This window comes from Streptococcus cristatus, from assembly GCF_008369405.1.
Taxonomy (GTDB): Bacteria; Bacillota; Bacilli; order Lactobacillales; family Streptococcaceae; genus Streptococcus; species Streptococcus cristatus_G.
Genome location: NZ_VSJJ01000001.1, coordinates 99,278 through 119,352, shown reverse-complemented (window position 1 = coordinate 119,352; position 20,075 = coordinate 99,278). Strand labels below are relative to the sequence as shown.

At 43.4% G+C, this 20,075-nt stretch carries 20 protein-coding genes and 1 pseudogene; all 21 read right to left on the bottom strand.

Going from position 1 to position 20,075, the window contains the following annotated elements; translation table 11 throughout:
- Positions 1-890: 890 nt before the first annotated feature.
- A pseudogene (locus tag FXF62_RS00665) lies at positions 891-3,101 on the bottom strand (pneumococcal-type histidine triad protein); the annotation flags it as partial.
- 8 nt (positions 3,102-3,109) lie between these two features.
- Positions 3,110-4,042 (bottom strand): metal ABC transporter solute-binding protein, Zn/Mn family, encoded by a 933-nt coding sequence (locus tag FXF62_RS00660; RefSeq protein WP_149517260.1) that lies wholly within the window; start codon positions 4,040-4,042, stop codon positions 3,110-3,112.
- Positions 4,043-4,301: 259 nt separating this feature from the next.
- Positions 4,302-5,033, bottom strand: a complete 732-nt coding sequence (gene trmD, locus FXF62_RS00655) for a tRNA (guanosine(37)-N1)-methyltransferase TrmD (protein ID WP_149517259.1) — start codon at positions 5,031-5,033, stop codon at positions 4,302-4,304.
- Positions 5,023-5,541, bottom strand: coding sequence for a ribosome maturation factor RimM (rimM, locus tag FXF62_RS00650; RefSeq protein ID WP_149517258.1), 519 nt, complete (start codon positions 5,539-5,541; stop codon positions 5,023-5,025). Before rimM ends, trmD begins: the two co-directional genes overlap by 11 nt.
- Positions 5,542-5,635: 94 nt before the next feature.
- On the bottom strand, positions 5,636-5,998 hold the full coding sequence (locus FXF62_RS00645; RefSeq protein ID WP_149517257.1) for a TIGR02328 family protein: 363 nt from the start codon (positions 5,996-5,998) through the stop codon (positions 5,636-5,638).
- 75 nt (positions 5,999-6,073) lie between these two features.
- Positions 6,074-6,628 (bottom strand): GNAT family N-acetyltransferase, encoded by a 555-nt coding sequence (locus FXF62_RS00640; RefSeq protein ID WP_005590441.1) that lies wholly within the window; start codon positions 6,626-6,628, stop codon positions 6,074-6,076.
- A gap of 166 nt (positions 6,629-6,794) precedes the next feature.
- On the bottom strand, positions 6,795-7,460 hold the full coding sequence (locus FXF62_RS00635; RefSeq protein ID WP_149517256.1) for a potassium channel family protein: 666 nt from the start codon (positions 7,458-7,460) through the stop codon (positions 6,795-6,797).
- Positions 7,461-7,470: 10 nt separating this feature from the next.
- A complete protein-coding gene (locus FXF62_RS00630; protein ID WP_149517255.1) occupies positions 7,471-8,820 on the bottom strand; it encodes a TrkH family potassium uptake protein in 1,350 nt (449 codons plus the stop codon).
- Positions 8,817-9,368, bottom strand: a complete 552-nt coding sequence (locus FXF62_RS00625; RefSeq protein ID WP_149517254.1) for a putative immunity protein — start codon at positions 9,366-9,368, stop codon at positions 8,817-8,819. Before FXF62_RS00625 ends, FXF62_RS00630 begins: the two co-directional genes overlap by 4 nt.
- Before the next feature lie 260 nt (positions 9,369-9,628).
- On the bottom strand, positions 9,629-9,868 hold the full coding sequence (kphA, locus tag FXF62_RS00620; protein WP_005590445.1) for an RNA-binding protein KphA: 240 nt from the start codon (positions 9,866-9,868) through the stop codon (positions 9,629-9,631).
- A gap of 19 nt (positions 9,869-9,887) precedes the next feature.
- Positions 9,888-10,160 carry a 30S ribosomal protein S16 gene (rpsP, locus tag FXF62_RS00615; protein WP_005590447.1) on the bottom strand — a complete coding sequence of 91 codons (273 nt, stop codon included), beginning with the start codon at positions 10,158-10,160 and terminating at the stop codon, positions 9,888-9,890.
- 124 nt (positions 10,161-10,284) lie between these two features.
- Positions 10,285-10,971, bottom strand: coding sequence for a YjjG family noncanonical pyrimidine nucleotidase (locus FXF62_RS00610; RefSeq protein WP_149517253.1), 687 nt, complete (start codon positions 10,969-10,971; stop codon positions 10,285-10,287).
- Between the two features lie 90 nt (positions 10,972-11,061).
- The gene (locus tag FXF62_RS00605) at positions 11,062-11,895 is read right to left on the bottom strand and encodes an AraC family transcriptional regulator (RefSeq protein WP_149517252.1); all 834 of its coding nucleotides are present in this window, start codon (positions 11,893-11,895) and stop codon (positions 11,062-11,064) included.
- A 196-nt stretch (positions 11,896-12,091) separates the two neighbouring features.
- The gene (locus tag FXF62_RS00600; RefSeq protein WP_149517251.1) at positions 12,092-12,586 is read right to left on the bottom strand and encodes a YkgJ family cysteine cluster protein; all 495 of its coding nucleotides are present in this window, start codon (positions 12,584-12,586) and stop codon (positions 12,092-12,094) included.
- 96 nt (positions 12,587-12,682) lie between these two features.
- Positions 12,683-13,321 (bottom strand): hypothetical protein, encoded by a 639-nt coding sequence (locus FXF62_RS00595; RefSeq protein ID WP_149517250.1) that lies wholly within the window; start codon positions 13,319-13,321, stop codon positions 12,683-12,685.
- 617 nt (positions 13,322-13,938) lie between these two features.
- Entirely contained in the window at positions 13,939-15,762 is a 1,824-nt protein-coding gene (gene lepA, locus FXF62_RS00590; RefSeq protein WP_187984203.1) for a translation elongation factor 4, read from the bottom strand.
- Positions 15,763-15,885: 123 nt separating this feature from the next.
- Entirely contained in the window at positions 15,886-16,788 is a 903-nt protein-coding gene (locus FXF62_RS00585) for an RluA family pseudouridine synthase (RefSeq protein ID WP_149517248.1), read from the bottom strand.
- A complete protein-coding gene (gene lspA / locus FXF62_RS00580) occupies positions 16,772-17,239 on the bottom strand; it encodes a signal peptidase II (protein ID WP_149517247.1) in 468 nt (155 codons plus the stop codon). The genes FXF62_RS00585 and lspA overlap by 17 nt, the downstream gene beginning before the upstream one ends.
- A complete protein-coding gene (locus FXF62_RS00575) occupies positions 17,236-18,144 on the bottom strand; it encodes a LysR family transcriptional regulator (protein WP_149517246.1) in 909 nt (302 codons plus the stop codon). The genes lspA and FXF62_RS00575 overlap by 4 nt, the downstream gene beginning before the upstream one ends.
- A gap of 102 nt (positions 18,145-18,246) precedes the next feature.
- Positions 18,247-19,161 (bottom strand): TDT family transporter, encoded by a 915-nt coding sequence (locus FXF62_RS00570; RefSeq protein WP_149517245.1) that lies wholly within the window; start codon positions 19,159-19,161, stop codon positions 18,247-18,249.
- A 48-nt stretch (positions 19,162-19,209) separates the two neighbouring features.
- Positions 19,210-20,067, bottom strand: a complete 858-nt coding sequence (locus tag FXF62_RS00565; RefSeq protein WP_149517564.1) for a GNAT family N-acetyltransferase — start codon at positions 20,065-20,067, stop codon at positions 19,210-19,212.
- Positions 20,068-20,075: the final 8 nt, after the last annotated feature.

Sequence of the window (20,075 nt, the reverse complement as noted above, 5' to 3'; positions counted from 1 at the left end):
GCCGGCTTGTTGGCTTGAAGCTGATTAACGAACGCTTCTGCTTCGGCTAGCAGGGCTACTTTGTCTACACTCGGATCGGATAATTTATCCAATAGGGCATCTACCTTGGCAAATTGCTCATCTGTCCCCTGTTGTTCCTCAAGCATCTTGTGGGCGGACATCAGCAAATTGTAAATTTTCAGATAGGTCTCTTTATCCTTGAGCGCTGCAGATGCTTGCTGTTCTTTTAGGGTTTCAACGATCTGAGCCAAGAGTGTTTTCGTTTCTGCTAAGATTGTTTCTCTATCTTTGCGAGTTTCTTGCAAATCGGTTCGAAGTGCTGCGAGTTGCTTTTGATAATTTTCTTGCAGTGTCGAATCCGTTACTTTTTCCAAAAGTTCCTGGCCTTTTTGGAAGAGAGCTTGGAGAGTTTCTTCTGAGATTTCCTCCGTAGGCTGCGGTGCAAATTCTCCATACAATTCTTTCAAGAAACCATAGATAGCCGTCTTATAACTGTGGTCGTCCAGCTTTTCGGTATCCAGAACCGTTTTATCCTTGGCTGAAGCAGCCTCGCCACTTGCCAGAGCCTTATCAACTTCGAGCTTGGTTTGATAGAGTTCCAAGAAAAGAGCTTTCAGATCGACCGCTTCGATAAAAGCTTGGGATTTATAAAGCTTAAGCGTCAAATCAGCAACTTTCTTACGAAGTTCTGGCTGCAAACGAGCATCATCAACCGCAAGATAGAAAGCCTTGAGATACTCAACGGAAGTCACACCTGTCCGATCTTGATAATCTTGCAGACTTGCCAATAGCTGCTCAATCTCAGCCATCTTAGCTTGATTTTTTTCTACCTTAGCTGATTGCAATTCACCGAGCAAGCTGGTTTTGTTCACATTGTAGCTATCCGTTTCCAAACGTTTGATCTTGTCAACCAATTCTTGATATTTTTTATCAACTTCGGTCAGCTCTTCCGCTTTCGCTTTTTCATCAACATGAATGTAGTGCTTATCAAATTGATCTAGACTTGCCAAATATCCCTCTGTTGAGTTGCTTGGCAATTGCTTCATGGTTTCTACAAAATTACCGAGAGCTAGCTCGATTCGACGTTGCATAAGCAAGTCTTTAGCATAAATGCTTCGGCTAGCTGCCAAGAGGGCATCCACCTTTTCAAGAACGGCCTTTTGATCATAAGCTCCTTCTAGATAAGCTGACTGCAAGGCTGGAATTTTATTCTTCAAGCCTAGATTCAATCCTTTGGATTGGACACGGATGTAGTGGTTGTGATCGCCATGCGGTATGACAAACTGACCATTTTCAACCTGAATACTGTATGGAGACAGACCTGAACGCAGTGCTGTTGTATAAAGCTCGTTTAGGAAGTCCAGCTCTGGATTTCCAGTTTCTAAAGGAATCCGAACGTGCTCTTTTCGAACAGCGTATGGATGGATGTGTGTCGGATCGTAGTCTTGATCTGGATTATTAAAGACAAAGAAGCCTTTTGAAATCTTAATCGCTTCACGCGGTACACCATAAGTCTTGGAAATATAAGCGATTTTCTCTTCGTCACTTGCGTCACGAGAAAAACGGTCATATTCTGTGCTGACTTGACTGGATTGGCTTAAATCTTTGTGCTTAGCCAGGTTTGCTTCTGCTACTGCAATCTGATCTTTGGTCAAATCCTTTTTGAAGAAATAATGTGCATGCCCGCCGTGTTGGACAACGTAACCTTCTTCATCTTTTGAGATGACATTCTCAGCATGGAAACCATGATCGTGCTCATCTTTATCAGCTGGTTTAGCTGGCTGATTTGGATTTGCTGGTTGACTAGGCTGGCTTGGTGTACTTGCAGCAGCCTTAGGATAAGTCTTCTGACCAGCAACAGGAATGTTCCGAGCTATTTCTTCTTCTAGAGCAGACAGTTTGCTGTAAGGGATAAAGTGGTAGTGATTTCCATGTGGAATGGCCACTCCTTCTGCGGTCCGTCTAACGATTTTGCTTGGATCAAAGACAAGACCATCTTTTTCAACATAGCGTTTTTCTTTTGGTGTACGATAGAGTTTCTCAAGTAAGGTTTGGTAACTTGATGGTGCATCTTCTACTTTTTCAGCTGGTTTAACTCCGTGCCCAGCATCTGATTGGGCAGGTTTGGACGGTTGAGCTGGCTTAGCAGTCTGTCCCTTGTCAGCTTGATGCGCTGGCTTAGTCGCAGTTCCTGCATGTTGATTTTCTGATGCTTTACCTGTAGGAGCAGAAGCCTCTCCTCCTGTATTAGGATTTTCAGCTGGACTAGCTGTTTGCTTGCCTCGCTGCAAGGAATCCCAATAGGCTTGGGCAGCCGCTAACTCACCTGGCGACAGATCACTTTTTGGAATATAATGCATATGACCGCCATGTGGCACAAGGAAGCCATCTCCTGTATCCGAAATCACATCAGATGGACTGAAAACATAGCCGTCATCTGTTGTATAGGCGCCATTGCTCCGACTCGATGCAGTGCCTTCTGCTTGATAGGTCCTCTTTCCTGCAGCATAGGCGGCACTTGGACGACTGAAGTCTTGCGTTTTTCTGCTAACAGTTTGGGTCGATTTAGCTTCTGACCCGCTTTCGCCTTCTTCCTTGCTAGGATGAATTTGTCTTTGCCGTGCAATTTCATCAACAGAACGAACATTGCTAGTTTCTTTGGCATTGGTCAGATAGAGGTAATATTTTCCTGCAACCTTGATAATATAGCCATCTTTCACTTGGTTGACAATATCTGATTCTTGCAATTGATAATTTGGATCCCGCATGATCAACTCTTCGCTTAGAATTGCATCAAAGGGAACCTTGCCATTATAGTAATGATAGTGATCACCATGTGAAGTCACATAGCCTTGGTCCGTAATCTTGACAACGATCTGCTCAGCAGTAATGCCTTCTTTGGCCTGAATCTGCTCAGGTGTCAATTTATCGGCTTTTTTAGATTTATTGTCCTGCTTATTTGTAGATTTCTTTTCTACATAGGCCACTCGATTTGTTGCTTGTTCTTGTGGCTTATCTGCTTGATACTGCATGATTGCATAACCGCATACACCAAGTGTAGCTAGTGCCGCAACTGAACTAATAATATATTTCTTTTTCATACATCACCTCAATGTTTTAATTCTTTGGCTAAAATTTCTAAATTATCTTCTAAATTTTCAAGATAGGTCTTATCATTTTCAGGATCTGCTTCGAGAGGATTTAGCACCTTTAGGTTGACTCCTGTCGCCTTCTTCAAGGTTTCTGCCAACTTAGAAGAAGCATTGCTCTCAACAAAAATCGTCTTGACTTTATAGGTCTTGATAAAATCTTGTATCTCCGTCAACTGCCTTGGACTAGGCTCTTGATCTGGCGAAATGCCTGAAATCCCCAATTGCTTGAGACCGAAACGCTTGGCTAAATAAGAAAAAGCTGTATGCTGGGTCACAAAAGTTTTTTCATCTAGTCCGCTAAATACTCCTTTATATTTTTCGCTCAGGGCCTTTGCCTTCTCTGCAAATTTTTGAGCATTTTTCTGATAGGTAGCCGCATTTTTACTATCTAGCTTGGACAATTCTTGAGCGATGAGTTGCGCTTCTTCTGCCACTTTTTCAGGATCTAGCCAAGTATGTGGATCATAGAGGGTCTTTTCATCAATCTCTTCCTCAGCAGACACTTCTTCTAAGCCAGCCACCTTGTCCAACTGCATCCCGTTGCTAGCTTCTACGACCGCTACTTTGGACTTTTGTAAACTAGGATCCAGACTACCAGCCCAAGACTCCAAAGTTCGAGAATGATACACAAAGACATCTGCTTCATAAATAGCCGCTACATCGCTGGCTGACGGCTCGAATTCATGAATCCCTGCACCCGACTGAATCATCCGGACATCGTTCAAATCTCCTGATACTTCTTTGACCATTGAATAAATCGGGTAAAAACTCGTGACAATATTGAGTCCGCGTTTGCTACCAGCACCGCTTGCTTCCTTTTTACTACAAGCGGCAAGGCCAAGGCCCAGCAAGGCTAGACTTAGAGCTATCAAAACTTTTTTGATTTTCATTTCAACTCCTTAACCAGTTTAGCAATCATTCAAAGAAATAACTATTTTCAAAACATTCTTTCCCAAGAATTGCTTTCAAAAATAGCTTCTTTTGTTAACTGGTTTATTAACTAGTTAAGATAATACTCCTTTTTATTTTTTCTGTCAAGAAGGAAGTTTGAATTTTTTCAAAAATTTTCCAACCATTCATCCAAATAAAAAAGCCACAAACGTGGCTTTGAGAAAACGATATCTAAATTTTACTATTTTATAGAAAGGACTAGTGTTCACTATCCCTACTATTGGCTCGAATTTCTTCCAACATTTTGGCTTCTTCGACTGTACATTCATATTTTTCCAGCAAGTCCGGACGACGCTTATAGGTTTTTTTCAGACTTTCATAAAGACGCCACTTGCGGATATTCTCGTGGTGCCCACTCATGAGAACTTCCGGAACGACCATGCCGCGATAGTCATAGGGACGAGTATACTGAGGATACTCCAATAGTCCAGACGAAAAGCTGTCGTCCGTGTGACTGACTTCCTTGCCAATAACCTCTGGAATTAGGCGAACTGTCGCATCAATCATGGTCATAGCCGCCAATTCTCCTCCGGTCAGCACATAGTCACCCAGCGAAATCTCGTCCGTCACCAAGGTCTTGATCCGCTCATCATACCCCTCATAGTGACCGCATATGAAGATCAATTCCTCTTCCTGAGCCAGCTCCTCAGCATAGGCTTGGTCAAAAGTCCGTCCGGCAGGATCCAGCAAAATCACGCGCGGCTGCTTCTTTTCAATGGCATCATAGGCATCAAAAATAGGCTGGGCCCGCAGTAGCATGCCCTGACCTCCACCATAGGGCTCGTCATCCACATGCCGAGATTTTTCCGCATTTTCGCGAAAATTGTGGTAGTTGATTTCTAAGAGGCCTTTTTCCCGAGCTTTACCGACGATAGAGTGCTCCAAGGGCGCAAACATCTCTGGAAAGAGAGTCAAAATATCAATCTTCATCGTCCAGTCCTTCCGGTATCTCTACATCAACCCGACCTTGCTCGATGTCAATTCCCAGCACCACTGGCGGAATATAAGGCAGAAGCAAGTCACGCTTGCCTTTTCGTTTGACCACCCAGACATCATTGGCTCCTGGCTGGAGAATTTCCTTAATCGTACCTAACAGAACATCATTTTCATAGACTTTAAGGCCGATAATCTCATGGTAGTAAAACTCTCCGTCTTCCAAATCAGCCAAGTCTTCTTCGGCTACTTTCAGACTAAAGTCACGAAATTTCTCGATGTCATTGATATGATACATCCCCTTGAACTTGATAATGTCAAAGTTCTTGACCTTGCGGTGGCTAGCAATTTCCACGTCCATGACAAACTGGTCCTTCTTATCGAAAAGGGCCAGTTTATTACCTTTTTTAAAACGTTCTTCTGCAAAATCCGTCACTGACAAAACCCGCATCTCACCTTGCAGACCTTGGGTGTTAACGATTTTCCCAACATTAAAATAATTCATTTTTACTCCAGTTAACCTTTTTACTATTCGTTTTATTGTATCATTTTGCTGGCTTTTTCTCAAGACAGGCAGTTAGCTCAGACAGCGGAAAAGCTTATAAGTCAATGCCTTTTTCTTTGAGGTTTTGCAGGCATTCCTCATAGTAAGACGCATCATGCTCAGGGTAAATAGTGCTCGCCACAGCCATTTCTTCCAGATGCTCATAAGCTGGACAAGTCTTGCCACGATAGTCCCTCTCCAGCCACTCTAAGGACACACGATAGCCTCGCCTTGTCATCTCCTCCATAATCAGCTCATGGTAGCGATAAAGCAAGTAAGGAGAGTGAGTAAAAACATAGTCAACAGTCGCATGTTTCTTGCCCCAGCCTTTGCCACGAAGAGCGCAGCATTCCCGATGCTGGCCAAGCAGTTGCGGACGGGGAAGCTTGGGAATCAGTGCTTGATGCCAGAGTCTCATTCTAACCTCCATTTAGTAAAAGCAAAGCAATCTTTTATTGCTCCAAATCGCAATTGAGCTCCAGAGAACTTCCTTTTAATAATCGCTGAAACGTCTATGTTTGATTTCAAAATCGAAATAATTCTCCTCCTGAAGTCGGTGGAAAATGTCCCGATAGGCTTCTTCGTCAAAAGAATCCCCTCGATAAAGGATTTCAAAGCTAAGATCCTCATATTCCAGAAAGGCATTGGCTGAACGGAAGCCCTTGCTGTGATAAAAATCCCAGCGAGCTTGACGCTGCTCCAGATTGTCACATGGCTCATCTAGACGCTCGATTTCTAAAATCATGGTTCGCTGATAGAAATTGACCAGCTTTTCGATGATTTCACCGCCATAGCCATGACTGCGCAGGTGGGGCATAATCGCAAAGAAACTAACATAAAAGGCTTGCGCGTTGGAGATGGCAAAGGCAAAACCAACAAACTCCTTTTCATGATAAAAGGCGAAAAAATTGGCATCTTCCTGTTCCTCATATCGTAAAAATTCACTGAGCGGTATCCTTTCCTCTTCTGGGAAAGCTTCATTATTCAAGGCTTCTACCTTATCCAAATCTGGAAAATCTGCTGTAATGATCTGGCTGGTTAAGCTCATAAAATCACTCCTTTTCTAGTGATAGTATAACAAATTTTACAACTGGTTTCAAAAAAGAGCCCTGAAAGAGCTCCTATGTATCCATTTCCTGTTCAGATATAGTAAGATGCCGAATTACTAGAAAGTGCCAATAGGACTTCCCAGCGAAGAGGACTTATCCCAGCTACTACTTCACTATTTCACGTAAATAGTCCAAATGCTGGTTATCAGTCACAGCCATAATGCTGACTCCTTCTGGCCAGACAAGGTCTGGAGTAAACTGGCTTTCCAAAGGCTGATTTTTTGTCAGACGATAGCCGATAATATTGAGATGATACAGCCTACGAGCATCTACTTCACGGACCGTTTTCCCGACCCAGCTAGCAGGCAGTTCAAACTCAGCCACCACTACATCGTCATCCAGTTGGAAAACCTCAATCGAATGGTTAAAGAGAATGGTCTTAGCTAATGAAATACCAGCCTCCACTTCAGGCAGGATAACCAAATCAGCTCCCACCTTTTCCAGTACCTGCTGGGTCACTTCATCCTTGACCTTGGCAATAACATTTTTTACGCCCAATGCCTTACAATGCATGACCGCTAGAACACTGGATTCCAGACTTTCTCCAGTTGCCACGACGACCGTATCACAGGAACCAACGTCTGCCGCCTCCAAAAGCTCCATATCGGTAATGTCCCCGATCACACCGACGGCAATCATGTCTTCATACTGATTGATTGTCTCTTCGTGATTATCAATCGCAATGATTTCTACATCTTGAGAAATCAAGGCCTCAATGATACTCTGTCCAAAAATCCCCAAGCCGAGGATTCCAACTGTTTGATTTGCCATTTCTTTTCTCCTATCCAATCATAATATCTGCCTTGCTGTAGTGCAAGGTAGTCGCCTTCTTCGGTTGATAATGGCTGAGACTAACCATAAGAGTCAGCGGCCCCACCCGTCCAATAAACATCAGCAGCATAATCACAATCATACCAGCTGTATTGAGGCTGGTAGTGATATTGGCCGTGACACCAACTGTAGCCAATGCCGAAACAGTCTCAAATATCAGGTAAATAAAACGATGACTGCTATCGGTCACTAGCCCAAGAGCCAAAAGACCAAGCAGAAATGTCAGCTGAAAAATCACTGTCACACCAAAAGCCTTCTGCACTAGCTGAGGAGCCAATGTCCTCCGCCCCATATTAGTATGAGGCAAGCCCAGAATTTCCTTTCGGGCAAAAAGCAAAAGAACTAAGAAGGTGGTAATTTTCAGACCGCCCGCTGTACCACCCGGAGCTCCTCCTAAAAACATCTGGAGCAGATAGATAAACAGGGTTACTGGACGAGCAGCCGTATAATCTATGGAAGCAAAGCCAGCTGTCCTCATGCTGACTGTCTGGAAAAAGCTGACCAGTAGCTTATCGCCAAAGGAAAGATTGCCAATCGTTCCAGGATTATTGTACTCCGTCCAGAGACTCGTGACCGTCCCAAAAACAAGGAGACCAGCAGTCAGCAGCAAGACTACCTTAGTATGAAAGTGAAGCCCCTTCTGTTTTCCTCCCAATTTAGTCGCCAAGTCAAACCAGACCATAAAGCCAAGTCCTCCAGTAATAATGAGGAGAGCCAAGGTGATATTGACCAAAACATCTGTCTGCAAGCCTAGTAGGCTATCATTACCAAAATTATCAAAGCCCGCATTACAAAATGCAGAAACGGCTAAAAAGATAGAATTAAAAATCCCTTTTCTTAGACCAAACTTGGGAATGAAGCGAATCATGAGAAGGAGCGCACCCAGTCCTTCGATAGTAAAAGTTGTGATAAAAATCGAACGGACAAATTGACCTAAGGTACGATTGTGACCATAACTAAAACTATCCCGCAGAATGCGGCGATCCTTGAGGCTGAGCTTTTTCCGACTTTCCATGGTGAAAAATCCGATAAAAGTCAGAATTCCCAAGCCACCAATCTGAATCAGCAGCATACAAAGGAGCTGCCCCCAGACATTATATGTATCCACAACCGATTGAGTAAAAAGCCCTGTCACACAGACCATCGAGACAGCTGTAAAAAGATGATCCAGATAGCCCGCTTGGGAACTTTCCGTCTGCACCCAAGGCAGACTGAGTAGCAAGGAGCCACAGAATATCACCAGAAGAAAAGACAAGATAATCTTTTGCGCTGGTGACAAGCGTGAAAATAAATGCTTCATAAAGTTTCCTTTCCTGATCTAATAAAAGTAGAGGCCAGCTCTATCTGTCTTTCTCTTTCCTTGATAGCTCGCTGCAAATCATCTGGACTCTGCAAGTTTCTGACTTTGATGGCATAATCCGCTGCGACAATAGCATGGCCCCGCATGTGACCTGTTGCGACTGCTTGGGCAAAAACACGCGCAGCATATTTACCAATTTGTGATCGGGCTTGCTGCGACAGTTTGTTAGCTAAGAAACCAGCCTTTCTTAGTTCATAGGCAGATGCCCTCCCATCAAGCCGAGCCTGAAAAACCTCTCTTACCTGAGTCAAAATCTTCTGCTTCTCAAACTCATCTTCCATATCTATCAGAGCTATAAAGCTTGACGCCATTTTCATAGCCCATCGAGCCAGTTGCCCCTGAGGAAGCTGCTCCAAAACAAGCTCCAATTCCAATCTCTTCTCACTATCATCCAGAATTTTCAACTTGTAAGGACTCGGTAAAATCACTTGATCATTTTCATAACACTTGCGCTCACGGACGTTCCAAGCATACTCTTCTGGCTTCATATGTCCTCCCGTTTCGAATTTATTTAAATTCGAGTGTAGATTTTGCGTTTGTCTTAACTGAGATACTTGCTTCTAGCGAAGCTCGAACTGCATCAATGGCCCTAAATTCAACTACACCTAACGGCTTGTTTCATTAAGGATAATAAGGAACGTAGTTCTCGCAAAGCTCGAACTGCATCAATGGCCCTAAATTCAACTACACCTAACGGCTTGTTTCATTAAGGGCCATAGAAAAACGGGACACACGGCCCCGCTGCTTCTTATTTCTCATCAATAACGATGCGAACTTTTTTGTACTCGGTTGGGACAGAGTAAACAATCGTCCTTATAGCGGAGATAGTACGACCTTTACGACCGATCACACGTCCAACATCGCTTGGATCAAGATCAAGATGATACTCTAAAAACTCAGGCGTATCTTCAATCTTGATAGTTAAGGCATCTGGCTGTGAAATCAAAGGTTTCACTATCGCAATAATGAGATTTTCAATCGTGTCCATATATCAACCTGCACTTCTATTATTTAGAGTATTTTGAATCGTGGAATTTCTTCAAAACACCAGCTTTTGAAAGGATGTTGCGAACTGTATCTGAAGGTTGAGCTCCATCAGCTAACCATGCAAGAACGCGATCTTCTTTCAAAGTCACTTGGTTTTCTTCAACAAGTGGGTTGTAAGTTCCAACTGTTTCGATGAAACGTCCGTCACGTGGTGAACGTGAATCTGCAACGTTGATACGGTAGAAAGGTTTTTTCTTAGAACCCATACGAGTCAAACGGATTTTTACTGCCATTTTTAAAATGTCTCTTTTCTATATTTTTTCTTTTGGTGAAATAGCCGAGCTATTAAGCACATGTTCTATTATAACAGATTAAAAACAGCTGTCAAGTTTTTTTCTTGACAGAGTTAAAATTTTTTCAAAGCAGTAATTTTTTAATTTCTTCATAGGAAGATACCATATAAGTCGGCTGCGCACTGCTATTGTTCATCAGCTTTTTGGGATTATACCAGATAGAGTCCAGTCCAGCATTATTAGCGCCAGCAATATCTGCAGTCAAAGAATCTCCAATCATCAAAGTCTGAGACAGGTCAAAATCTGGTATCTGCTCTGCTATTTTTTCATAAAACAAAGCTTCGGGCTTCTGAGTCCCCATCTTTTCTGAGATAAAAATATGGTTAAAATAGGGTGAAATGTCGGAATTGGTCATGCGGCCAGTCTGAATGGCCGTGATGCCATTGGTCGCTCCGTAAATCTCATAATCAGCTGCTGTCAGACTGTCCAAAAGCTCGCTAGCACCAGCATATGTTTGTCCTTGCTGAGCGATGTGCTGCTGGTATAGAAAGGCCAACTCGGCTCCATCCTTCTCAATGCCAAAATGGGCAAAAAGACGAGAAAAGCGAGTGTTGACCAGCTCCGGCTTGGTAATTTTACCCTGCTCCAGATCCCGCCAAAGCCCCTTGTTCATGGGAATATAATAATCTTTGTAGGTCTGAATCTCCGTCACGCCCTGCTCCTCCAAAAACTGAGTCAAGGCAATATCTTCTGCCGTATCAAAATCCAGCAGCGTATGGTCAAGGTCGAAGAATAAAAATTTGTATGACAAGGTCCAAGTCCTTTCTGAAACTGTAGTAGCTTCATTATACCACAAGCCACAAAAAAATCAGCCGCTCAAAATGAACGGCTGATTTTCACTTTATTTCACCACAGGAATCCAAAGTTCCATTTGATAGTCTGGGGAGGACATGTCTCCCTCGGTGTAAACTTCAAAATCTAGTGCTCCTGAGTGGCGATAACCAGTTTCTGGGAAAAAGACTTCCAAGACATATTTCCAAGCATGGTGGATACTGGCTGGTATAGCTCCCTTGACTGGTACGATAGCATATTCAGCTTCTGCGATTTCTTTGATTGACAGACCTAGTTCTTCTGCTTTCGCTTTATCCTTCACATCATAGGCAGCCATATAGTTGATGATTTCGCCTTCTTTGACATCCGAGCAGACACCAAAGGATTGGCCACTGCCCATACTTTCTAGGCTTTCAAAGCTGTGATTTGCATAGAGCTGCTCCCATGCAGACGGGCACTGGCTATTGTCAATATCTTCCAATAGGACACCTGCCACAGTAAAAGCAGGTTTCTTTTGAATCTTGATATCCATGTTCTTTCCTCCTGTAATCTTTAAGGATAATTGAAGTCTAGGAAAGACCCGATAAGGTTTTCCATTTCGAACTTCTGAGGGAGTAACACCATGGAATTTCTTAAAGGCTGCGCTAAAGGCATCCGCAGACTCATAGCCGTATTTCAGTGCTATATCAATGACTTTCTCAGAGCTTTCCCGCAAGTCTGTCACTGCTTCTGACAGCCTGCGATTGCGTAGATATTCCGCTAAAGTCATATCTGCTAGGATGGAAAAGAGCCTGCTAAAGAGAGCATAAGAATAGCCTGATAGCTGCTGAAATTGCTGCAAGTCCACTTCCGCGTCCAACTTACTTTCCAAATATTCCATGGTTCGATTGAATTGATGCATCATATTCTTTTTCACCTCACAAAAGATACTAAGGCCGTTAAAAGCAAAGTGAAAATAGGAAAATTTGCGGAGGGGCTCCTGCTCCGAGAAAATTTTATCTTTTTCACACAACCTTTAGGCCATGTTCAATTCTAACTATAGTCTAACAGATATAAGATACTTCCGCCCTAGAATTTTTGTACAAGATTTATAGGGGATTTTACAACCTATCCCGCAGCTTCTCCACAAAGAGATAAGCCGCTGGACAGGTCAGGGTATTTCTGATTGTCAGATGATTAATCTGATGAATCTTCTTGCGGTCTGTATGAGGGAACTCTCGGCAGGCCTTGGGACGGACATCGTAGATCGAGCAGAGATTGTCCCCACCTAAAAAAGGACAAGGCATCGCCTTGAAAACCTTGTCACCGTCTTCGTCCACCTGCAGAAATTCCTCTTCAAAAGCCGGCAGCTTCATCTTGAAATACTTGGCAATGCGAACAATATCGGCTTCCTTAAAGTCTGGTCCCAGAGTTTTACAGCAATTGGCACAGGCTGTACAATCAATCTCTTCAAAAACCTCATCATGAATCTGTTGGGCAATCTTATCGAGGTTTTTTGGTGGCTTTTTCTTGAGATTGGCTAAAAATTTTCGGTGCTCTTTCTGCTTTTGCAGTGCTAGTTGGTGGTACTTTTCAAGGTCAATTTCTTGAGGCATGGTCTCTCATTCTCTCTATTCATAGGCATTTACCACTTAGCATTATACCATAAAATAAAAAAACGGCAGCTTTTAATAAAAACTGCTGTTTCATTTTTAGATATTCGATTTTCCTGACTCTTCTAGCTTTTCATCCCAAGTGTATTCAATATAATAAACGAATTTACCGAGAGTATCCGAATCCCCTTCAAAGGAGATGAGATAGATCTTATCCTTTTGTTTGAAAATCCAGCTAGTGAGGTATTGACCAGATTTCATATTGACATTTACTTGATAAGCATCATTGCCTGAAACAGTCGTTTTTGCTCCCCAAAATTTCTCCGCCTCTTTATTCTCACTCCAGTTATAATATATGCGATTTGCGATTGTCTCAGCCGTGAAATCCTCACCTTCTCCAATATTAGCTTTTTCCTTCGTATAGGCATTCATGCTGACAATGTTGTAGCCGGAACCATCTGTATACTGGATACTGTCTCCACCACCTAAATCAGTAAACTTAACCCAGTTCTTTGGAATGCTGATGTAGCCATAGTCATCTGAACCGACACGTTTGGTTTCTGCAGTGACCAAACTATCATCCGCACTAGAGCTTGAGCTGCTATCACCTCTTAAAGAGAAAGTCTCACTCGTTGAAGACGACTTAACTCCACCCTTTTTTCTAGGAAATAATACACAAGAACTCAATGTCAAGCCTATTAAGCCCATCATAAGCAGTAAAAACCATTTCTTTTTCATAGAAAAACTCCTTTCCAAAAGAGTAAATTGTACCGATAACTATATTTTACCATATTTATCCATTTGCAAAAAACATTTACTGTCTAATCTGATAACTAAAGACAAGGAGCGTCATTGTGGTGTAATCTATACGAAGTTAAAAATAATATCTCCATTTGATTGCTACACTTCCGATTTTAGCCCCTCTGGACCTGACTAAAGATTTAATTTTTGTCAGAACTACCAACTCTGGCTTGATTCTGGTATTTTTGTTACAAACTGTTTTAGAACATTCTCAAGTTGATAGACTGCTTCTTTTTAAGATTTTTTAAAAAGAAAGTTTCACTTTTAACTCACACATCCCAGAGGCACTATACAACGTAATATAACCATCTCCGACAGCCTCGAAACGAAAAGTTTTGAACAAATTCAAGCGATTTTTCTAGTATATCTTTCTTTTGTAAGGGATTGATTGTGTGAGAAAAGCCCTTCTTTCAACTTTTCTGTTCATCATAGTAGTTTCATTCCATCTTGTTCTAGCTCATTTTTACACGATACATAAAAAATCCTAGCTTGCTAGGATTTTAAACTGTCATTTAATTTATCTCTTGAATCGGGTGAATAACATCCACTAGATGTTATTCATCATCCATACTCAAGACACTGAGGAAGGCTTCTTGCGGAACTTCAACAGATCCGATAGCTTTCATCCGTTTTTTACCAGCTTTTTGTTTTTCTAGGAGTTTGCGCTTACGAGAAACGTCACCACCATAACATTTAGCCAAGACGTTCTTACGCAGGGCCTTGATATCTGTCCGAGCCACGATTTTCTGACCGATAGCGGCCTGAATTGGTACTTCAAACTGCTGGCGCGGGATGATTTTCTTGAGCTTGTCCACAATCAGCTTACCGCGCTCATAGGCAAATTCTTTGTGAACGATAAAGCTGAGAGCATCAACCTTGTCGCCATTGAGGAGAATATCCATCTTCACCAGCTTGGACGAGCGATACTCAGAAATTTCATAGTCAAAGCTAGCATAGCCACGAGTAGAGGACTTGAGCTTGTCAAAGAAATCAAAGACAATCTCAGCAAGTGGGATTTGATAGATGACATTGACCCGATTATCATCGATATAATCCATGGTCACAAAGTCACCGCGCTTGCGCTGAGCCAACTCCATCACCGCTCCGACAAATTCCTGAGGCACCATAATCTGCGCCTTGACATAAGGCTCCTCAATGGAGTCAATCTTGGTCGGGTCTGGAAACTCGCTCGGATTGGACACATCAATTGAAGCACCGTCTGTCATATTGACCTTATAGATAACGGACGGAGCCGTCATAATCAGATCAATATTAAACTCACGCTCCAAGCGCTCCTGAATGACATCCATATGCAGCAAGCCCAAGAAACCACAACGGAAACCAAATCCTAGTGCTTGCGATGTTTCTGGCTCAAACTGCAGACTGGCATCGTTTAGCTGGAGCTTTTCGAGGGCTTCGCGTAGGTCATTGTATTTATTGGACTCGATTGGGTAGAGACCAGCAAATACCATCGGATTCATCTGCTTATAGCCGTCCAGGGGCTCAGATGCTGGATTGTCCGCCAAAGTTACTGTGTCTCCGACCCGAGTATCCTGCACCGTTTTGATAGAGGCTGCGATATAGCCAACATCCCCTGTCGCTAGGAAATCACGTCCAATAGCCTTGGGCGTGAAGATACCGACCTCAGTTACGTCAAAGTTCTTGCCATTACTCATGAGCTGAATGGTATCTCCCGGCTTGACCACACCGTCCATCACCCGCACTTGCAGGATTACCCCACGATAGGCATCGTAGACTGAGTCAAAAATCAAGGCTTTGAGCGGTGCTTCAACATTTCCAGTCGGTGCTGGAACTTTTTCTACAATCTGCTCTAAAATATCTTCAATTCCGATGCCAGCCTTGGCAGAAGCCAATACGGCTTCGCTAGCATCCAGTCCAATCACATCTTCAATCTCTGCCCGCACCCGCTCTGGATCCGCAGCTGGCAGGTCAATCTTATTGATAACTGGCAGGATTTCCAAGTCATTATCCAGCGCTAAATAAACATTGGCCAAGGTCTGAGCCTCAATCCCCTGAGCCGCATCCACGACCAGAATGGCACCTTCACAAGCCGCTAGAGACCGCGATACCTCATAGGTAAAGTCCACGTGTCCCGGCGTGTCAATCAAGTGGAAGATATAGGTTTCGCCGTCCTTGGCAGTATAATTGAGCTCGATGGCATTAAGCTTAATGGTGATACCGCGCTCCCGCTCCAAGTCCATGCTGTCCAAGAGTTGAGCCTGCATTTCCCGGCTGGAAACCGTTTCTGTCGCCTCCAAAATCCGGTCAGCCAAGGTTGATTTCCCGTGGTCAATATGGGCAATGATGGAGAAATTGCGAATCTTCTCCTGACGTTTTTTCAAATCTTCTAAATTCATTTTTCTCATCCTTTTAGGGTATTCTATTTATTATATCATGATTTGTCGAAAATAAAAACGACTGTAACCAAGACAGTCGACTTAATTTTCCATTTATCTAGAGTCTCATAAATTCGGAGATGATTAGTCATGGGCTTTTTTGAGTTTTTCAAGAGTTTCTAGGAAAATAGCTGGCGCTTCAGCCGTAAATTCCAGCACTTCGCCAGTCCGAGGATGGGTGAACCCCAAGGTTCGCGCGTGCAAAAATTGACCATGGCCCTTCAGGGTCTTACGAGGTCCATAAACCTCATCTCCAGCTACTGGATGACCGATATAAGCCATGTGAACCCGGATTTGATGGGTCCGCCCCGTCTCCAGCTGGAGTTCAACCAAGGTATAGTCCCCAAAACGTTCCAAGACTTGGAAACGTGTCAGAGCGGGTTTCCCCTTAGCTGTCACCGCCTGTTTCTTGCGATCTTTCTCACTACGGCCAATCGGCGCCTCAATCACTCCACGGTCATTAGGCAGATTTCCATGGACAATCGCCCAGTATTTACGGAGGGATTTCTTATCCTTGAGCTCGTCTGCAAGTGCCAAATGGGCCTGGTCATTCTTGGCAATCATCAGAAGTCCAGAAGTATCCTTATCAATCCGATGGACAATCCCTGGGCGCAGCACACCATTGATGCCAGAGAGGTCTTTGATGTGGTACATGAGGGCATTGACCAGAGTACCGCTAGTGTGCCCAGCGGAAGGGTGAACCACCATGCCTTGTGGCTTGTTGACTACGGCTACATCCTCATCCTGATAGACGATTTCTAGCGGAAGATCCTCTGCCATATACTCAACTACCTCTGGCTCAGGTACTTCATAGGAAATGACATCGCCTTCTTTAACGGCATACTTGGCTTTTTTTGCCTCTCCATTAACCAAAATCTGGCCATTTTTTATCTGTTCATTGGCTAAACCACGGGATAGCTCTGTCAAGTCCGCCACTGCCTTGTCTAAACGCAGACCTGCGGCTGCTGCATCAATTTTCAATTCCATTTGTTTCTTCCTTCAAAATTACCAGTAATAAAATCACTACTCCAATAGTCAGGTACATATCCGCTACGTTAAAAATAGCAAAATTGACAAAATCCAACTGGAACATATCCACTACAAATCCCTGCTGGATTCGGTCAATGAAATTGCCCAAACCACCAGCAATAATTAGAATTAGTCCCGTCAGCAACCATTTTGAGCCCTGAATATTTTTAAGCAAATACCAACTAGCTGCTCCAAGCACAGCACAAGTAATCAAGGCGAAAAACCACTGCTGATTTTCCAAGATAGAAAAGGCGGCACCAGTATTTCGCAGGTAGGTCAAACTGACAATCTTAGGGATAAACTTCCTGACCTGCCCCAAGGAAAAATTGGAAACAATATAATACTTGACCGCTTGATCGAGAGCAATCAAAAGAACAATTAAAAAAGGAATGGTAATCTTTCGTTTCATACTTCTCTTTTCTGTGCAAAATATTCTTTCATAACAGCTACAAAGGCTTCTCCAACCTGACTCAAGTCCACGTCTTCCCGTTTGACATAAACCATACGATTATCCAAATTGTCTCGGAGCTTAATGACAGTGATCCCATTGACACTATCGCTGTCCAGGAAACCGGAGCCCGTTGCATAAGCATCCGTCCGCTCCAAAATCCCATTCAGCGTAGCTCGGTCCGTCACATTAAACATCTGGGAGCTGGCACTGGTATCGACAAAATTCTCTGAATAATAGAGATACTCGTCCTTTTCCTGAGTGAAGCGAACCGTCGGCAAATCTGCCAAGTCCTCCATGACCAACTCTTCCTTTTGAGTCAGAGGATGATTTTCCCGCAGATAAATGTGGGTCTGGAATGGAATTAGCTCAACGACTTCCAAACCTAGCTTTTCAATCCGTTGCATGATGCCCTTGCTATTCTGATTATTGAGATAAATAATCCCAATCTCACTGTGGCCTTGGGCTACTTCATCCAAAATCTGCACGGTTGTCGACTCGAAAATGCGGAAATTTTTGTAGTCAGGATAACGCTGAGAAAACTCTGTTATCAAAGGCGGCAAAAAGTCATAGTGCTGACTGGCTATGGAAAATTCATCCTTTTCCTCTTCAGGATTAGCATACTGATTTTGAAAGACATCGAATCCTTTGACCAATTCCTGAGCTCTCTCGTAAAATTCCATGCCCCGCCGAGTCAGAAAGGTTCCGCTACTCGTTCGGCGGAAAATCTTAAATCCCAGTTCCTTTTCCAAATCTCGCACCGCGATAGATAGACTGGGCTGGCTGACATACATTTTTTCTGCTGCTTCACGGAAGGTTCCGCTGTTGGCAATGGCCACTACATAACGCAATTGTTGAATATTCATATCTTTTTCCTTTTACAAATACTCCTAATTATATCATAAACTCAGCCTTCCTCAAAGGTAGGCAGTGACTTTCCTCTTGGAAATACATCTCCGAAATCTGCCTCATTTGCCCAAAATATCCTTTGCATACAAGAAGGTGACATAAAGAACGACGAGCAGGGCTATTAAGACCTCAAAAGTAAGCAGAATTTGCCCAGCTAGACCAAGATTCAATGCGTTTAAAGATTGCTTCAAGGCCACAGCCGAAATGACCAAGGGGAAGGTAAAGGCAGAAAATCCTGCCGAAAAAGGACGATTGAGCAAACGAGGAAGTTGCCACAAAATAAAGGCATAAAAGCATTGTCCTGAAATCAAGAGCAAGCTCAACAAGACAGGATTGGGCTGAGGAAAAGTAGCCACATAAGCCGCTGTCATCAAGGAAATAGGCGCACAAATCGTTGTCGCGTTTGGACGAACATTCTCTGCTAAGCCGATTTTATAAGTTTTATAAAGGACGATTGGCAAGACCAAAATAGTCGCTAAAAGTCCATACCAAAAGACCAGTTGCCCCAAAACTAACTGCTGGGGAACTGCAATTGTCAGGGGAGCGACACCGATCCCGACAAATAAAACCGTCCAAGCAGGAAAAACATTCTCCCACTTGAAAGGGAAGACAAAGGTCAGGATATAATAGACCATCAAGAGAACCAGCCCGCTAAAGCTCAGCCACCACAGCACTTGCGCACTAATTCTGGCAAAATTTCCCAAAAAAGTCCAGCTCGCTAGATAGGTCGAAGCCACCATTCCCTGCATGAAAAAGGTAGGGAAGACCGAGGCCACTAGCGCTTGACCTAGTTGCTCTTTGACTTGCTTGCTGTGCGTCAGCATTCCCATCATTAGATGGAGGAAAAATAAGAATGCCAGACTTGCCAAAAGATAACGCAAGAACTGACTGACATCACCGACTAAATTTCCCAAAGCCAATAAGCCCAGCACCAAGCCAGCCTGAACCAAGAAAGGCTCTTTTCTCTTTATCATAAACAGATCTCCTGACCTCCATGTCGCTCTTCTCTGAAGGTTAATTTTTTATTTTCTCTTTAAATAAACCGTTTCCGATTTTCGTTTAAAGCCCAATCTTTCATACAGCCTCAGGGCACCTGTGTTCTGGGCTTCTACGACGATTTGACAGACTTGTCCATTTCGGCTAGCAAGGTCATTCAGGATAGACCTGACTAGGTGGCTCCCTAAGCCCTGTCCCTGAAAGGCCTGATCCACAGCTAAGGAAAACAGGTGATTGCTGCCAAAAGTTGTATCAACTGAGCAAGACGCCACGATTTGACCATCTTTTTTCAGGACATAGAGCAAGCTATCTGGGCTCTCCAGCGCTTGACTAGCATAGTGAAGCGCAGTCCCCATGGGCATTTCAAAAATCTGCGACTGAAAAGCTGCAATCTCTGTAACCATTTCCTTTCTCCCCAGTAAAACTTCCACGCCTTCTTTTTCTTCTTCAGGGAAAGTCCCCGCCGCCTGCTCAAGCCAGATTTCCGTTTCTTCCAAATTATAGTCAAACTTCTCAGCAAAGGTCGGATGGTCTGCTAAAAACTTGACTTCACTGATGTATTCGATTTGGGATAGATCGTATTTTTCTGCAATTTTGGAAAATTCCTGTAAAAGAGCGCTCCCTATGCCCTGTCTGCGATAGTCAGGCAATACGTAGACAGATACCTCTGCTTGCCCCGGCTCATCCGCATAAACCGATAAAAAACCGACCGTTTGGTGATCTAGATTGGCCAGAAAAAAGGCTGGCATATCCCCATCAAAATTATAGGCGTTATCCAAATAAGGAAGACGATAGGTCTCATCTGTAACATGGCAGCTCTGAACCAGCTCAAAAAGCTGATCCTTGATTTCCTGACTAGGCTGGCTATAAATCCTAATTTCCATCATTCTCC

Excerpts from the sequence above, each read along its gene's own strand:
- FXF62_RS00565 (WP_149517564.1), bottom strand. The coding sequence starts at position 20,067 with ATGGAAATTAGGATTTATAGCCAGCCTAGTCAGGAAATCAAGGATCAG.
- FXF62_RS00625 (WP_149517254.1), bottom strand. The coding sequence starts at position 9,368 with ATGAAGCCAGAAGAGTATGCTTGGAACGTCCGTGAGCGCAAGTGTTAT.
- FXF62_RS00605 (WP_149517252.1), bottom strand. The coding sequence starts at position 11,895 with ATGATGCATCAATTCAATCGAACCATGGAATATTTGGAAAGTAAGTTG.
- lspA (WP_149517247.1), bottom strand. The coding sequence starts at position 17,239 with ATGAAACGAAAGATTACCATTCCTTTTTTAATTGTTCTTTTGATTGCT.
- FXF62_RS00630 (WP_149517255.1), bottom strand. The coding sequence starts at position 8,820 with ATGAAGCATTTATTTTCACGCTTGTCACCAGCGCAAAAGATTATCTTG.
- FXF62_RS00635 (WP_149517256.1), bottom strand. The coding sequence starts at position 7,460 with ATGGCAAATCAAACAGTTGGAATCCTCGGCTTGGGGATTTTTGGACAG.
- FXF62_RS00660 (WP_149517260.1), bottom strand. The coding sequence starts at position 4,042 with ATGAAAATCAAAAAAGTTTTGATAGCTCTAAGTCTAGCCTTGCTGGGC.
- FXF62_RS00575 (WP_149517246.1), bottom strand. The coding sequence starts at position 18,144 with ATGAATATTCAACAATTGCGTTATGTAGTGGCCATTGCCAACAGCGGA.
- rimM (WP_149517258.1), bottom strand. The coding sequence starts at position 5,541 with ATGAATTATTTTAATGTTGGGAAAATCGTTAACACCCAAGGTCTGCAA.
- trmD (WP_149517259.1), bottom strand. The coding sequence starts at position 5,033 with ATGAAGATTGATATTTTGACTCTCTTTCCAGAGATGTTTGCGCCCTTG.
- FXF62_RS00585 (WP_149517248.1), bottom strand. The coding sequence starts at position 16,788 with ATGGAATTGAAAATTGATGCAGCAGCCGCAGGTCTGCGTTTAGACAAG.
- FXF62_RS00570 (WP_149517245.1), bottom strand. The coding sequence starts at position 19,161 with ATGATAAAGAGAAAAGAGCCTTTCTTGGTTCAGGCTGGCTTGGTGCTG.
- FXF62_RS00645 (WP_149517257.1), bottom strand. The coding sequence starts at position 5,998 with ATGAGACTCTGGCATCAAGCACTGATTCCCAAGCTTCCCCGTCCGCAA.
- FXF62_RS00595 (WP_149517250.1), bottom strand. The coding sequence starts at position 13,321 with ATGAAAAAGAAATGGTTTTTACTGCTTATGATGGGCTTAATAGGCTTG.
- FXF62_RS00600 (WP_149517251.1), bottom strand. The coding sequence starts at position 12,586 with ATGCCTCAAGAAATTGACCTTGAAAAGTACCACCAACTAGCACTGCAA.
- kphA (WP_005590445.1), bottom strand. The coding sequence starts at position 9,868 with ATGGACACGATTGAAAATCTCATTATTGCGATAGTGAAACCTTTGATT.
- FXF62_RS00640 (WP_005590441.1), bottom strand. The coding sequence starts at position 6,628 with ATGAGCTTAACCAGCCAGATCATTACAGCAGATTTTCCAGATTTGGAT.
- lepA (WP_187984203.1), bottom strand. The coding sequence starts at position 15,762 with ATGAATTTAGAAGATTTGAAAAAACGTCAGGAGAAGATTCGCAATTTC.
- rpsP (WP_005590447.1), bottom strand. The coding sequence starts at position 10,160 with ATGGCAGTAAAAATCCGTTTGACTCGTATGGGTTCTAAGAAAAAACCT.